The organism is Leclercia sp. W6, from assembly GCF_003336345.1.
In the GTDB taxonomy this organism is placed as follows: domain Bacteria; phylum Pseudomonadota; class Gammaproteobacteria; order Enterobacterales; family Enterobacteriaceae; genus Enterobacter.
The window spans coordinates 2,174,165-2,189,508 of the sequence record NZ_CP031104.1 but is presented as its reverse complement, the minus strand read 5'-3'; the positions used below and the strand labels follow the sequence as shown (position 1 = coordinate 2,189,508).

The following is a 15,344-nucleotide window of genomic DNA, read 5'->3' as shown; positions in this document are numbered from 1 at the left end:
ATGACAGAATTTGTTGCTCGCAGATGGCTGTTAGCCGCGAGCGTAACGGCGGCCCTCGCGGCCACGCCGGCCTTCGCAGCAAAAGATGTAGTAGTGGCGGTGGCCTCCAATTTCACCACCCTCGATCCCTATGACGCCAACGACACGCTCTCCCAGCAGGTGGCAAAGTCGTTTTATCAGGGGCTGTTCGGTCTCGATAAAGAGATGCAGCTGAAAAACGTGCTGGCCGAGAGCTATACCGTCTCTGACGACGGGCTGGTCTACACCATCAAGCTGCGCAGCGGGGTGAAGTTCCAGGACGGCACCGATTTCAATGCCGAGGCGGTGAAGGTCAACCTCGATCGCGCCAGCAACCCGGACAACAGCCTCAAGCGCTACAACCTCTATAAAAATATCGCCAGCACTGAAGCCGTCGATCCCACCACGGTAAAAATCACTCTCAAGGAACCGTTCTCCGCCTTTATCAACATTCTGGCGCACCCGGCCACGGCGATGATCTCCCCCGAGGCGCTGAAAAAATATGGCAAAGAGATTGGCTTCCATCCGGTGGGTACCGGGCCGTATGAGCTGGTGACCTGGAACCAGACCGACTTTGTGAAGGTGAAGAAGTTTGCCGGTTACTGGCAGCAGGGGCTGCCGAAGCTGGACACCATCACCTGGCGTCCGGTGGTGGATAACAACACCCGGGCGGCGATGCTACAGACCGGCGAAGCGCAGTTTGCCTTCCCGATCCCCTATGAGCAGGCGGCGCTGCTCGGCAAAAACAGCAAGCTGGAGCTGGTCGCCAGCCCGTCCATTATGCAGCGCTACATCAGCATGAACGTGACGCAAAAGCCGTTCGATAACCCGAAAGTGCGCGAGGCGATCAACTACGCCATCAACCGCGAGGCGCTGGTGAAGGTAGCCTTTGCGGGCTATGCCACCCCGGCAACGGGCGTGGTGCCGCCGTCCATTGCATACTCCCAGCAGTACCATCCGTGGGAATACAATCCGACGAAGGCGCGCGCGCTGCTGAAAGAGGCTGGCTTCCCGAACGGCTTCAGCACTACTCTGTGGTCGTCGCACAATCACAGCACCGCCCAGAAGGTGTTGCAGTTTACCCAGCAGCAGCTGGCGCAGGTGGGTATTAAGGTGAAGGTGACGGCGATGGATGCCGGACAGCGTGCCGCCGAAGTGGAAGGCAAAGGGCAGAAAGAGAGCGGGGTGAGGATGTTCTACACCGGCTGGTCGGCCTCCACCGGCGAAGCCGACTGGGCGCTGTCGCCGCTGTTCGCCTCGCAAAACTGGCCGCCAACCCTGTTCAACACCGCGTTTTACAGTAATCCGCAGGTGGATAAAGATCTGACGGATGCCCTGAAAACCACCCAGCCGGAAGAGAAAGCGAAACTGTACAAGGACGCGCAGGACACCATCTGGAAGGAGTCGCCGTGGGTGCCGTTAGTGGTAGAGAAGCTGGTCTCGGCGCACAACAAGGCGCTGACCGGATTCTACATCATGCCGGATACCGGCTTTAGCTTTGACGACGCGGATCTGAAATAGAGCACTCATTCCCGCAGGTATGCGCCTGCGGGATGAGAGGAATGTGCATGCTGAATTATGTGATTAAACGCCTGCTGGGGCTGATCCCGACGCTGCTGATTGTCGCGGTGCTGGTCTTTTTATTCGTCCATATGCTGCCAGGCGATCCGGCGCGGCTGATTGCCGGCCCGGAAGCGGATGCCACGGTCATTGAGCTGGTGCGTAAGCAACTGGGGCTGGATCAGCCGCTCTACCGGCAGTTCTGGCAATATATAACCAACGTCCTGCGGGGCGATTTTGGTATCTCGATGGTCTCCCGTCGGCCCGTTTCCGCGGAAATTGCCAGCCGCTTTATGCCTACCTTCTGGCTGACTCTCGCCAGCATGGCCTGGGCGGTGCTGTTTGGCCTGATGGCCGGGATTGTGGCGGCCGTGTGGCGTAACCGCTGGCCGGACCGGCTGGGTATGGCGCTGGCGGTGACCGGTATCTCCTTCCCGGCCTTTGCGCTGGGGATGCTGCTGATGCAGATCTTCTCTGTGGAGCTGGGCTGGCTGCCCACCGTGGGCGCGGACAGCTGGCGGCACTACATCCTGCCTTCGCTGACGCTGGGCGCGGCGGTGGCGGCAGTGATGGCCCGCTTCACCCGCGCCTCATTCGTGGATGTGCTGAATGAAGACTATATGCGCACCGCCCGGGCGAAGGGGGTGAGCGAGAGGTGGGTGATCCTCAAGCATGGCCTGCGCAATGCGATGATCCCGGTGGTGACCATGATGGGGCTGCAGTTTGGCTTCCTGCTCGGCGGCTCCATCGTGGTGGAAAAGGTCTTTAACTGGCCGGGATTAGGGCGCCTGCTGGTCGATTCCGTCGACATGCGCGACTACCCGGTGATCCAGGCGGAAGTATTGCTCTTTTCGCTGGAGTTTATTCTTATCAACTTAGTGGTGGATGTCCTGTATGCCGCCATTAATCCGGCTATCAGGTACAAGTAAGATGCGACTGTTAAACTGGCGCCGGCAGGCCATGTTAAAGGCGATGCCGGGACTTAAACCGGATCAGATCCGCACTCCGTGGCATGAATTCTGGCGACGCTTTCGCAAGCAGCCGGTGGCGATCGCCGCCGGGCTGTTCGTGCTGATGTTGATCCTGGTGGCGATACTGGCCCCGTGGATCGTCCCCTTCGATGCGGAGAACTATTTCGATTACGACCGTCTGAACGAGGGGCCATCGATGATGCACTGGTTCGGCGTGGACTCCCTGGGGCGTGATATCTTCAGCCGGGTGCTGATGGGGGCGCAGATCTCGCTGGCGGCGGGGGTGTTTGCGGTGCTGATTGGCGCGGCCATCGGCACGGTGCTGGGCCTGCTGGCAGGTTATTATGAAGGCTGGTGGGACCGGATTATCATGCGCATCTGCGACGTGCTCTTTGCCTTTCCCGGCATTCTGCTGGCGATTGCGGTGGTGGCGGTGATGGGCAACGGCATGGCTAACGTGATTATCGCCGTGGCGATCTTCTCCATTCCAGCCTTCGCCCGTCTGGTGCGCGGCAATACCCTTGTGCTGAAACAGCAGACCTTTATCGAGTCGGCGCGCAGTATCGGTGCCAGCGACACCACGATTCTGTTTAACCATATCCTGCCGGGCACCGTCTCCTCCATCGTGGTCTATTTCACCATGCGTATCGGGGTGTCGATTATCTCAGCGGCGAGCCTGTCCTTTCTCGGCTTAGGCGCCCAGCCGCCGACCCCGGAGTGGGGAGCGATGCTTAACGAGGCGCGGGCCGATATGGTGATTGCTCCGCACGTGGCGCTGTTCCCGAGCATGGCGATCTTCCTCACCGTGCTGGCGTTTAATTTGCTGGGAGATGGGCTGCGGGACGCGTTGGACCCGCGCATTAAGGGGTGAGCGGGGGCGTGCATTTTGCCGGGTGGCGCTGCGCTTACCCGGCCTACATAAGCCGTAGGCCCGGCAAGCGAAGCGCCGCCGGGTAAGGGCTGGAATTACTTGTCGACGCCGAAGCCCTGCTTAATCAGGGCTGGCAGCACGTCCGGGAAGTAAATGTGCTGGTAGTACCCGCTCACGCTTTCACTCCAGGTATCCCCGTCGGTACGGTTAATCGCCTGCCAGTGTTCGGTCATCTGCTGGTTGTAGCGGGTGATTTTCGCTTCCAGCCCGTCGGTGACATAGGCTTCGTCGTGGCGGAAGGTCTCAAGCGGCAGACGCGGTTTGTGATGGGATGGCACATCGACATGACCAATCACCACGCCCGCCACCGGGAAGGTGTGTTCCGGCAGCCCAAGCAGTTCAATCAATTCTTGTGGGCGCAGACGGATCCCGCCAATCGGCACAATCCCCAGCCCTTCGGAGCGGGCTGCCGCCATCACCGAGCCCAGGGCAATGCCCACGTCGGTTGCACCAGCCACCAGGCTCTCTATGCTCTGATGCGCTATCTGCTCCTTGCCCGCCAGCTTCATGCCAACCTCGGTTTTGTACATATCCAGCACAAAGGTGATAAACACCGGGGCTTTGGCGATCCACGGCTGGCCGCCGGCGATCTGCGAAATCTGCGCCCGCTTTTCGGCATCGCGCGTGACGATGACCGACACCTGCTGGGAATGGACGGAGGTAGGAGCACGATAAGCGGTGCTGATAATGCGTTCGAGCGTGGCGTCATCAATGGCTTGATCGGTAAAGCTGCGCTCGCTTTTATGGTCGTTAAACAGGTCAATAATGGTGTTCATAGCATCTCCGGTGTGAATCGCAAAATCCTGGCAGTTCATCACCGTTTTGTCTTTAACACTCTATGCGAAAAGCGCGGGAGGGAATAGCCCGGCCAGCGGCCGGGCGGGGGGATTAGCGAAGCGCAGCCACTAACGCTTTTGCTACCGCTTCGGAACTGCCCGGGTTCTGCCCGGTGATCAACTGGCCGTCTTCGACAATAAAGGATCCCCAGTTTGGGCCTTTCTGGTAGTTCGCACCCAGGGCGATCAACTCATCTTCCACCAGGAAAGGCACCACGTCGGTCAGTTCCACGTCGGCCTCTTCACCGTTGGTAAAACCAGTTACCTTGCGGCCCTTGACCAGCGGCTCGCCAGAAGCGGCCTTCACATGGCGCAGCACGCCCGGCGCATGGCAGACGAAGCCGGTGAGTTTACCCGCACGGGTGAAGGCTTCAATCAGGGCGATGGAAGTTTGGGATTCCGCCAGATCCCACAGCGGGCCGTGGCCACCCGGATAGAAGACGGCATCAAAATCGTCCTGACGCACGCTGTCGAGCTTCAGGGTGTTGGCGAGCTCGCGCTGGGCCACCGGATCGGCTTTGAAGCGCTGGGTCAGTTCGGTCTGAAAATCGGCTGAGTCACTTTTGGGATCCAGCGGTGGCTGACCGCCTGCCGGGGAAGCCAGCACCACCTCGGCTCCCGCATCTTTGAAGATGTAATACGGGGCGGCAAACTCTTCCAGCCAGAAGCCCGTTTTCTTACCGGTGTTGCCAAGGTCGCTGTGAGAGGTGAGAACCATTAAGACTTTCATTGTTATCTCCGGTGATGATACGAGATATAAAAGTAGCCTGGTTCGGTTAAGCCATCCCCTGCGGGATGGCTGTTTCAGAACTATTACGGCAGCTTATAAGCAATCACGTAGTCACCCCGATCCGGGGAATTACGCGCGCCGCCCGCGGTGATCAGCAGATACTGCTTCCCGTCCACCGGCGATTTATAGCTGATTGGCGTGCTCTGGCTCCCCACCGGTAGGCGGGCTTTCCACACCTCTTTACCGGTTGAGGTATCGAACGCGCGCAGATAGTAATCCTGCGTCGAGGCGATAAACACCAGGCCGCCCTGGGTGGCCATGGTGCCGCCGATAGTTGGCATACCAATCGGGATCGGCAGTCCCATCTTCACACCAAACGGACCGGTATCCTTCACCGTACCCACCGGCACCTGCCAGGCAATTTTCTGGGTTTTCAGATCCACCGCCGTCAGGGTGCCAAACGGCGGTTTCTGGCAGGGGATCTCTACCGGCGACATAAAGCGCACTTTGGCATTAATGGCGTACGGCGTACCGGCCAGCGGCACCGGACGGCTGATGGCGGCCGCTTCGTTGCCATCATTTTTGGCACCCTGAATCTCCGGTGAAGCCGGGATCAGCTGCACTTCCAGGCCCACGCGCATGTCGTTGATGAACAGGTACTGATTCACCGGGTCAATCGTCAGGCCGCCCCAGTTCATGCCGCCTAACGAGCCCGGCAGGTTCAGCGACGGATCATCCCCCGGCGGGGTGAACAGGCCGTTGTAACGTTTGGATTTGAACTCGATACGGCAGATCAGCTGGTCAAACGGGGTTGCGCCCCACATGTCGGACTCTTTCAACACTTCTGCGCCGATGGTCGGCATGCCTACCGAGAAGGGTTGGGTCGGGGAGTAGATCTCTTTCGGGATCTGGCCCTGCGTCACCTTACGCTCTTCGACTTTGGTCAGCGGCTTACCGGTTGCGCGATCCAGCACAAACAGCTGGCCGGATTTGGTGCCGAAGATCAGCGCCGGGGTGGTTTTGCCATCCGCAGCAGGGAAGTCGCTAAAGGTTGGCTGCATCGGGACGTCAAAGTCCCAGAGGTCGTTGTGAACGGTCTGGTAAACCCATTTCACCTTACCGGTGCTGGCGTCCACCGCCACCATAGAGGCGCCAAACTTGCGATCCAGGGCGTTGTGCTTCACGCCCCACAGGTCCACCGCCGCGCTGCCGGTTGGCATATAGACAGTGTTGGACTGCGGATCGTAAGACATCGGCGCCCAGACGTTCGGGGTGGAACGGGTGTAGATTTCATTCTCGGCTGGCGCGTTCTGGTCGTCCGGTTTGCCCGGATCGAAGGCCCAACGCAGCTGGCCGGTGATCACATCAAAACCGCGCACCACGCCGCCCGGCATATCCGTCGCCACGTTATCCGCCACGCGGCCGCCCACCACGATGGTCGTTCCGGCGAGGGTCGGGGCAGAGGTCGGGTAGTACTGGCCGGTATCCGCGCCTTTACCCATCTGCGCGCTCAGGCTGACGCGGCCGTGGTTGCCGAACTCTTCACAGAACTGACCGGTATCGGCATCGAGGGCAACCAGTTCAGGGGTCACGCTGTTCATGATGATCCGGCGTTTGCACTGGGCATCCGCAGGCAGAGAAACGGTGGCTATCGGCGAAGAGCCCGGCAGGGTTGGCTGCTGCAGCGGGGCGTCGACATCAAAGTAGGCCAGGCCGCGACAGCGCATCCATTTTTTCTGTTTCGCGTTGATTTCGGTTTTCCACAACTCCTTGCCGGTGGTCGCATCGACGGCAATCACGTTGTTATGCGGCGTGCAGAGGAACAGCCTGTTGCCGATCTGCAGTGGGGTCTGCTGATCTTCCGCGCCGCCGCCGTTCGGGCTGACGGGAACATCGCCGGTACGGTAGGTCCAGGCCACCTGCAGGTTTTTGACGTTATCACGGGTGATCTGATCCAGAGCCACAAAGCGCGATGCGCCCGGCGTGTTGCCGTAGTTCGCCCAGTTCTTCTGTTCTTCACCGGGTTTAACCGGGGTGAGGGGTAACTGCGCACCCGAAGCCGTCACCGGATCGTGCGGGACAAACATGCCCCCCACGGTGGCAGCAAAGGCGATCGCCAGCACTGCCGCAATTGCGCCAGCACCTTTCCAGCACGGGGTTCTACCGGCGCGGCGCAGCAGCGATGGCAGGGAGAGCGCCACCAGGATGGCGATGCCCGCGAGGGTTAACAGACGGGAGACCAGTGGCCAGAAGTCCAGGCCGACGTCCCACAGGGCCCAAAGGGCAGTACCTGCCAGCACCACAAAATAGAGGGCTGCGCCACTCAGACGCTGGCGCAGGATCTGCACACCCGAGATGATAAGCAGGCAGCCGCTGATCAGAAAGTAGGGGCTGCCCTGAACGCTGACCAACTTCCCACCGTAGTAAGCGAAGAATATCCCCATCGCCAGAATTAAGACGCCCAGAAGCCCCAGCAGCACCGCTGCGGTTCTGGATAATTTTTGAACGGACATAAATGTTCCCTGATGTTGGCAAAAATTGAGTGAAATCACTCAAAAACGATGATTTATAATCTAAGGCGCGCGAGTGTACAACAACCAGGTAACAATATATTTACCAGAAATAGCTTTCTGAAGCGTCGGGCAGGCAGGGGGCAAATCTTGTTATCATCAGACTCTCTCTGACAGAACAAGGAGTAACAATGATGGTTAAGGTTCGTGAGGCAAAAGCGGACGATTACGACGCATGGCTAAAATTGTGGAAGGGCTATCTCGATTTTTACGGCAACAGGCTGGATGAGGCGGTGACTCTGGCGACCTGGCGGCGGGTACTGTCCCCGGATTCCGCTCTGTTTTGCCGACTGGCAGAAACCGAACAGGGCGTGGTGGGTTTTGCTATCTGCGTGCTGCATGAAGGCACCTGGGTGACCCAGCCGCTCTGCTATCTGGAAGACCTGTTTGTCGATGACGCGGCACGCGGCAAGGGGGCGGGCAGGGCGCTGATTGAAGCAGTTATTAATGAAGCCCGGGAGAAAGGGTGGTCGAAGGTTTACTGGGTCACCCGGGAGGGCAATCCGGCCCGGGCGTTATATGACAAGCTTGCAACGGTGGATGATTATGTTCGGTACAGGATTACGGTTTAATAATCATCCAGGTATAAGCTCAATAGTGAAATCTTAGCGGCTTGTGTTTAAAACCTGCAAAATATTCCCGGCCGCGACGGTGCCCATTTTGATATACGAGGCTTCACTCACGCCGCCAATATGAGGGGAAATAATCACATCTTCTCTCCCTTGCCAGATATGGGGTGCCGCCAGCGGCTCGACCGTAAAGCTGTCCAGCGCGGCGCTTCGCAGGATCCCCTCGTCCAGGGCATGAATCAGGGCGTTATCATCAATCAAACCGCCGCGAGCGGTATTAACCAGAATAGCGCCTCGCTTACAGCGGGCAAGCGTTTCAGCGTTAATCATACCGCGATTGTCCGCGGTTAAGGGGCAGTGCAGGGAGATCACGTCCGCGTGGGACAGTAGGTCATTCAGCGTTTCTGCACGCTCACAGGAGGAGGGCAGGGTTTTAGCAAAGGGATCGTAGGCCAGCACGCGCATGCCGAACGCATTACCCACCGTGGCAACACGGGATCCAATCGCTCCCAGGCCAATCAGGCCCAGGGTGAGGCCCTCCAGCTCCAGAGATTTATGCGTGGATTTATCCCAGTGCCCGTCACGCAGACGTTTATCGAGGGAGACAACAGATTTGGCGCAGGCCAGGATCATGGCCCATGTATGTTCCGCCACGGCGGCGGCGTTGGCACCAGGCGCAGAACAGACGGCGATATTCCGCTCAGCCGCTGCCGCCTGATCGATGACGTCAATACCGCTACCATGCTTGGATATGACCTTTAACCCCGGGGCTGCGTCCATGATACTGGCCGTGATCTTGCCGTAACGCACCAGGATCGCCACAGGATTGTACTGTTCGCAGAGCGCTATCAGCTGCGCTTCCGTGGGCTGGCGACCGGCATACACGATCTCATAGTTACCCAACATCGCGACAGCCTGCTCAGCCAGATCGCTCCCGGTAACCAGAATGACCTTTTTATCGCCCATTACAGCGTCTCCCCGTCGGTTAACATTCCTGCTTTACGCAACGCATCATTCAGCCAGTGCGGGCGCAGATCGCCTTTGCGGATGGCCTCGAGGCGGCGGGTTTCGGTCTCCAGCTTCACTTTGGCCTGGGCAATAACCTGCTGCACTTCATCGCGTGGAATGACCACCACCCCGTCAATATCCGCCACCACCAGATCCCCGGGACACACGGTCGCACCGGCAACGGAGATGGCATGGTTCACCCGGCCCGGGATCGATTTGGTGGGGCCACATGGATTAAGGCCTGCGGAAAACACCGGGTAATTTCCCTTACTCAGGGTTTCAGCATCACGTACGGCACCGTCAATGATGATCCCGGCAATACCGCTGGCCTCGGCCTGAGTCGCCATGATTTCACCCAACAGGGCGCAGCTGATATCGCCCTTGCCATCCACCACCAGCACATCGCCGGGCTGGGCAATTGCCATGGCGGCATGAATGGCCAGGTTGTCACCCGGACGCACTTCCACGGTAATTGCCGGGCCGGCGAGGGCCATATGCGGTGCCAGCGGCTTAATGCGGCCGTGCAGCGTACCGCGACGACCTGCCACATCCGCAAGGATAGCAGCCTGATATTCAGCGGCCTGGAGAACCTCTTCCGGGGATACACGTTCGAACTGGCGATTGATCATGGTTTTTTCTGATGCGGACATGAATGCCTCCATAGTTGTTTTACTGTGTACAATGCAGGTGTACAATGCAAAACAACTATAGCGGGATTGTTTCGCTTTTAGCCAGAGCTGCGTTGGCGTTTGTGATGTAAACACGAAGTGACTCACAAAATTTGAGGTACACTCTTTGCCGACCATAAAAGGAGAAAACGATGGGTAATGAAGGCGTTGTGGCGGTTGAAAAGGCGCTGGCTTTACTGGATTGCTTCCGTCCCGGCGATGAGAGCCTGACGCTGACCGCGCTGGCACAGTTATCGGGATATCATAAAACCACCGTATACCGGTTGATGAATTCTCTGGAACGCATGAACTACGTCGTCAGACATGATGATGGCAACTATGCCCTGGGTCCGCGTCTGCTTTATCTGGGTAAGCTCTACGAACAGTCGTTTCATCTCGCCAGAGTGGTACAGCCTGAGCTGCAGGCGTTGTCGCAGGAGTCGCAGGAAAGTGCAAGCTGGTATGTGCTGGAAGGCGGGCAGCGACTCTGCCTGTTTCGTGCAGAAGCGTCTCATGGGCTGCGCCACAGCAACCTGCCGGGCAGTCAATTTCCGCTCGACGATTCCGCTATCAGCAAGGTACTTCGTCACTGGGGGCTGAATGAAGCGTTGCCTGAGGGAGAACCATCGGTTCCGCTCTACACCTCAGGAGCACGCGACCCCCATACCGCCGCCTTTGCAATGCCGGTGTTTGGCGTGCATGACAAACTTATTGCTGCCCTGGCACTGACCGGGCCGTCGTCAAGGCTGACCGAAGACCGTCGGGATCGGGGAGTAAGCCAGCTGATGAAGGCCACCGCCAGCCGTCTTTCGCTGAAGATGGGGGCCAGCAAGCCATTTTGCATTGAGTTCTACGGTGAAGCAGAGGAGCTGGAGAACTGATGCCTGCACGCGGGACCGCAGTCCCGCGTGGCCATCTTAATGGGTCAACTGGTTTTCCTGACTCACGTGACGGCGAGCCTGACGTCCCATCACCAGCACCGCAATGCCCCCGGCAATACACAGACCTGCCAGTGGAAGCATCGCCAGCGTATGGCTGCCGGTGCGTTCATTAATGATGCCATAGGCGTTCACCATCACCACACCGCCAATCAGGTTAGCAATGGCCCCGATGGCGGCCAGCCCCGCAGCTGCCGAAGTGCTGTTCATCCAGCCCGACGCCAGCGCCCAGAATGGACCTTTCATCGAGTATGCCCCAACCAGCATCACGCTGAGGATCGCAATAGTTACCGGCAGAGAGATGCTAACAAACGCCGCGAACACGCCTGCTGCAATTAAGAACAGAGTCAGCGCGGTATGCCAGCGACGCTCGTTGCTGCGGTCTGAGCTGCGTCCCCACACGATCATCAGCACCGATGCCAGACCGTAAGGGATGGCGTTGAGCAGACCAATGGTCATGTTGTCGAGGTGGAACGATTTCAGAAGTTGCGGGGACCAGACGCTGATGGTGGTACCTGCCGAGGACGCACCGGTGTAGATCAGCGCCATCAGCCAGATGTGACGGTGTTTCAGCAGCTGCCAGGTCGTTTGGTGGCCGATATTTTTTGACTGCTGACGTTCACTTTCCAGAGTGGATTCCAGCCACTGTTTTTGTTCATTGTTCAGCCAACTGGCCTGATGCGGGCGGTCGCGGAGAATAAACCAGGCAACAATCCCCAGCAGCACGGCGGGTAAGCCTTCAATGATGAACAGCAGATGCCAGCCGCGCAGACCCATCCAGCCATCCAGCGTCAGGATCAGGCCGGAGAGGGGAGATCCGATAAAGTTGGCCAGCGGGATCGCCACCATAAATGAGGCGATGATCCGTGCCCGGTAGCGGGATGGGATCCACCAGGTGAGATACAGCACCACGCCCGGGAAAAAGCCTGCCTCTGCCGCGCCGAGTAGAAAACGCACGATATAGAGCGACGTGGTGCTCTCAACCAGCGACATGCACATCGACACCACGCCCCAGCTGATCATAATGCGTGGGATCCACAGTCGCGCGCCGACTTTCTGCATTGCCAGGTTGCTCGGCACTTCAAACAGGAAATAGGCAACAAAGTAGAGACTACTGGCGAAGCCAAACGCGGCTTTGCTGAGGCCGAGATCTTCGTTCATCTGCAGTGAAGCCATGCCAATGTTTCCACGATCGATAATCGAGACCAGGTAGCTGACGATCAGAAACGGGAGGATGCGCCAGATAACCTTGCGCATGGTCTCTCTTTCTATCGCCTCTGTGGCCGTCACGCCGTTATGAATGTGCTCTGTCATTATTTCCTCGCAGGGTTTCATTATGTTTATCAGGAAATTCTCAGCAAAGTAAGCAGCGCTCTCCCTTTGGCCACTAGCTTGTTAAGCCCGGCTGCGGTGCATTCCTTTTGTTTTACTGTGTACAACATGATTTTATAGAACAAAACCACTATAGCGGTGACGCGTTCTTTTTATCCAGTTAATGGAAGGTTTAAATGATGTAAATAAGAGGTGACTCACAGATGAGGCGTAGTAGATATGTAGAGAGGGAGGGGCCAAATAATGCAGGGCAGGGGACATTTACACTCAATGCGGTGCCGTTTTTTCGTAGGCCGGGTCAGGCGTAGCCGCCACCCGGCAATCTGTGCACTCCCCCACAAAAGCGCACATAACCCGCCGTCGCGTTCCCTCCGTCCGCGCGTTTGCGGGCATCATATCCCCATGACACTCCAGTTGTGGGATAAGCCATGCGTAATGAAATCCTGAGCTTTTTGGCCAACCAGACCGATTTTTTTGACCCGCAAAACCTGAGCGAGGTCTTCACCGCCAGCTACCTTGCGGAGCGGTTTGATCTCAAACGCAACACCGCCAGCCACTATCTGAATCAGCTGGTGGCTCAGGGCGAGCTGGTTAAAATCAATACCCGGCCGGTCTACTTCCTGCACAAGAAAGCCTTCAGCCAGCAGTTCTTCCCCCCGTCAGGCAACGAATACGACAGCATCGCGCAGCTGCTGAATGACGGCGACAGCGGGCAGGAACCGCCGGATCACTTTTCGCTGCTGATCGGTCATGACGGCAGCCTGAAAAAGGCCATTGCCCAGCTAAAAACGGCGCTTTTCTATCCGGATGGCGGCCTGCCGCTGCTGATCACCGGGGAGAGCGGCACCGGCAAAAGCTATATGGCGAACCTGATGCATGCCTACGCCATTTCGCAGGGGCTCCTGGCGGATGATGCCCCCTTTGTCAGCTTCAACTGCGCTCAGTACGCCAGCAACCCTGAGCTGCTGGCGGCGAACCTGTTCGGCTATGTGAAAGGGGCCTTTACCGGGGCGCAGACCGATAAACAAGGCGCATTCGAAGCCGCCGATGGGGGAATGCTGTTTCTCGACGAGGTGCATCGCCTGAACGCCGAGGGCCAGGAGAAACTCTTTACCTGGCTCGATCGCAAGGAGATCTACCGGGTGGGGGAAACCGCCCAGGGTCGTCCCATCACCACCCGGCTGGTCTTTGCCACCACCGAGGAGCTGCACAGCACCTTTTTAACCACCTTCCTGCGGCGTATTCCCATCCTGGTCACGCTGCCCGATCTAAAAGCGCGATCCCGCCAGGAAAAAGAGGCGCTGATCCTCCAGTTCTTCTGGCGGGAGGCGAAAAAGCTGGACGTGCGCCTGAACCTGACGCCCCGTCTGCGCCAGGTGCTTCATCATGCGCTTTATCGCGGCAACGTGGGCGAACTGAAAAACGTGGTCAAGTATGCGGTCGCCGCGGCGTGGGCCAGACAGCGGGGGCAGGCGGCGATTGGCGTCACCATTCAGGATCTGCCGGAGAAGGTGCTGGCTGCCATCCCGACGCTGAGCGATGCGCCCGTAGTGGAAGAGCCGCTGACGATAGAGCCGCAGACTAACCTGCTGTGGTTGCTCCGCGCCCACGACCGGACCCAGGGGATGATCCATGACACCCAGTGTCAGGTGCTGGCTCTGTACGAAGAGGTGATCGCCGGTCGGTCAGACTGGGAGGATGTGCACCGGCGGATGGGGGAGGAGATCGAAACCCTGTTCGACCGGCTGGTGTTCCATCATCGCGAGACTACCGCCTCGCCACTGTTGCAGCTCACCACCCAGCAGGTGCGGGAGGCGTTTTACCGCCTGGAGCAGCAGTTTAACGTGCAGTTTAACGGCAATGGGATCTACGCCCTGAGCCACTATCTGGTGCATCGCGCCCACAGTGGCCTCTCTGCCCTGAGCCAGGAGCGTGTCCGTCTGCTGGATGATTTCCTGGCGCAAAAGTACCCCCAGTTGTACCGTTTTTGCCAGGCGATGATCGCCGCTCTGACGCAAAAACTCGATATCGAGGCCCAGCGCATCGATGCCGTGCTGCTGGTGCTGTGGCTGCATAAAGCCGGGGCGGTGAGTCAAGCCCAGGTGACGCGGGCGGTGATCCTGGCCCACGGCTACGCCACCGCCAGCAGTATTGCTAACGTGGCGAACCGCTTACTGAAACAGACCGTTTTTGAATCCTTCGATATGCCTCTCGACGTCACGCCGGAGGCGATTGCCCAGCAGGTCATGCACTACATCGAAAGTAACGCCGTGACGTCCGGGCTGATGATCCTGGTGGATATGGGGTCGCTTAACGCTATCCATAGCCACTTTCAGCGTCGCCTCTCGACCCCGGTGGCGATTGTGAATAACGTCTCCACCAGCATGGCGCTCTATGTCGGAGAAAGGATCCTGCAAGGGCACCACATCGAGGCGATTGCCCAAGAGGTTGGCGCGGATTTACCGGTAGAGCACCAGATCTTCTGGCCGCAGGCCAGTAAACCCCGGGTCATACTTACCACCTGCATCACCGGGATCGGCGCGGCGGCCAATCTCTGTCATCTGCTGAAGGCCAGCATCCCGGAGGCGCTGGGGATAGAGGTGATCGCCTGTGACTACGAGATGCTCAGCGACCCTCAGGAGCGGGCGGTGGCCTTCAACCGCTACGACATACTGGCGATTGTCGGCACCTTCGATCCACAGGTGCCCGACGTCCCCTGGATCTCGCTGGATTCGCTAATTGCCGGGGAGGGAACGCGACCGCTGATGCGCATCTTCGGTGACATTGCCACCCAGGAGCAGGTGGATGAGATCAACAATCTACTGCTGAAGAACTTCTCCCTGCGGCGGGTGATTGAGTCGGTCACCATTCTGGATACCACCAAAGTGATTAACCAGGTGGAGCAGTTTGTCTTTCGCTACGAGCATCTGGCTGGCTACCAGGTACCAAACGAACGCAAGGTGGCGCTCTATGTGCACATCAGCTGTCTGATTGAGCGGCTCATCCGTAACGCGTCACCTTCCACCTATGCCGGACAACAGTGTCCTGAAAGCGAGCTGGCGCTGCTGCGCCAGGCCTTTAGTGTCATTGAGAGCAGTTATAGTGTCAAAATACCCGTCGTCGAGCTCTGCTATATCCACAATATTCTGACCCTGGAAACGGAATTTATTCAGGCAGATCAAGAGTTTTAAACCCTCCCATCCTTCTCTCCTC

The 15,344-nt window shown here is 58.3% G+C and carries 12 protein-coding genes; 6 read left to right on the top strand and 6 right to left on the bottom strand.

Features of this window, described 5'->3' with window-relative positions:
• The 3 genes from gsiB to gsiD are packed head-to-tail and all read left to right on the top strand — an operon-like array spanning position 1 to position 3,420.
• The gene (gsiB, locus tag DVA43_RS10755) at positions 1–1,539 is read left to right on the top strand and encodes a glutathione ABC transporter substrate-binding protein GsiB (RefSeq protein WP_114315539.1); all 1,539 of its coding nucleotides are present in this window, start codon (positions 1–3) and stop codon (positions 1,537–1,539) included.
• 47 nt (positions 1,540–1,586) lie between these two features.
• The gene (gene gsiC / locus DVA43_RS10750) at positions 1,587–2,507 is read left to right on the top strand and encodes a glutathione ABC transporter permease GsiC (RefSeq protein ID WP_114315538.1); all 921 of its coding nucleotides are present in this window, start codon (positions 1,587–1,589) and stop codon (positions 2,505–2,507) included.
• A gap of 1 nt (position 2,508) precedes the next feature.
• Entirely contained in the window at positions 2,509–3,420 is a 912-nt protein-coding gene (gsiD, locus tag DVA43_RS10745; protein WP_103178818.1) for a glutathione ABC transporter permease GsiD, read from the top strand.
• A 95-nt stretch (positions 3,421–3,515) separates the two neighbouring features.
• Here the strand turns inward: gsiD and DVA43_RS10740 are convergent, their stop codons facing one another.
• The 3 genes from DVA43_RS10740 to DVA43_RS10730 all read right to left on the bottom strand — a co-directional run bounded on the left by DVA43_RS10740 (position 3,516) and on the right by DVA43_RS10730 (position 7,559).
• On the bottom strand, positions 3,516–4,256 hold the full coding sequence (locus tag DVA43_RS10740; RefSeq protein WP_114317123.1) for a nitroreductase family protein: 741 nt from the start codon (positions 4,254–4,256) through the stop codon (positions 3,516–3,518).
• A 112-nt stretch (positions 4,257–4,368) separates the two neighbouring features.
• Positions 4,369–5,046 (bottom strand): type 1 glutamine amidotransferase domain-containing protein, encoded by a 678-nt coding sequence (locus tag DVA43_RS10735; protein WP_114315537.1) that lies wholly within the window; start codon positions 5,044–5,046, stop codon positions 4,369–4,371.
• Positions 5,047–5,129: 83 nt separating this feature from the next.
• Complete coding sequence (locus DVA43_RS10730) at positions 5,130–7,559, bottom strand: membrane-bound PQQ-dependent dehydrogenase, glucose/quinate/shikimate family (protein WP_114315536.1); 2,430 nt, start codon at positions 7,557–7,559, stop codon at positions 5,130–5,132.
• A gap of 188 nt (positions 7,560–7,747) precedes the next feature.
• Between DVA43_RS10730 and DVA43_RS10725 the strand changes: the two genes are divergently transcribed.
• Entirely contained in the window at positions 7,748–8,188 is a 441-nt protein-coding gene (locus DVA43_RS10725) for a GNAT family N-acetyltransferase (RefSeq protein WP_114315535.1), read from the top strand.
• A 33-nt stretch (positions 8,189–8,221) separates the two neighbouring features.
• Here the strand turns inward: DVA43_RS10725 and DVA43_RS10720 are convergent, their stop codons facing one another.
• Both DVA43_RS10720 and DVA43_RS10715 read right to left on the bottom strand, forming a co-directional pair.
• Positions 8,222–9,151, bottom strand: coding sequence for an NAD(P)-dependent oxidoreductase (locus DVA43_RS10720; protein WP_114315534.1), 930 nt, complete (start codon positions 9,149–9,151; stop codon positions 8,222–8,224).
• The gene (locus DVA43_RS10715) at positions 9,151–9,843 is read right to left on the bottom strand and encodes an RraA family protein (RefSeq protein WP_114315533.1); all 693 of its coding nucleotides are present in this window, start codon (positions 9,841–9,843) and stop codon (positions 9,151–9,153) included. The genes DVA43_RS10720 and DVA43_RS10715 overlap by 1 nt, the downstream gene beginning before the upstream one ends.
• 170 nt (positions 9,844–10,013) lie before the next feature.
• Between DVA43_RS10715 and DVA43_RS10710 the strand changes: the two genes are divergently transcribed.
• Positions 10,014–10,742: an IclR family transcriptional regulator gene (locus tag DVA43_RS10710; protein WP_114315532.1), complete on the top strand. Its 729-nt coding sequence runs from the start codon at positions 10,014–10,016 to the stop codon at positions 10,740–10,742.
• A gap of 36 nt (positions 10,743–10,778) precedes the next feature.
• Here DVA43_RS10710 and DVA43_RS10705 read toward each other — a convergent pair whose 3' ends face one another.
• Entirely contained in the window at positions 10,779–12,113 is a 1,335-nt protein-coding gene (locus DVA43_RS10705; protein ID WP_114315531.1) for an MFS transporter, read from the bottom strand.
• 446 nt (positions 12,114–12,559) lie between these two features.
• On the opposite strand from DVA43_RS10705, the gene DVA43_RS10700 reads away from it, so the two are divergent.
• The gene (locus tag DVA43_RS10700) at positions 12,560–15,322 is read left to right on the top strand and encodes a sigma 54-interacting transcriptional regulator (protein WP_114315530.1); all 2,763 of its coding nucleotides are present in this window, start codon (positions 12,560–12,562) and stop codon (positions 15,320–15,322) included.
• Positions 15,323–15,344: the final 22 nt, after the last annotated feature.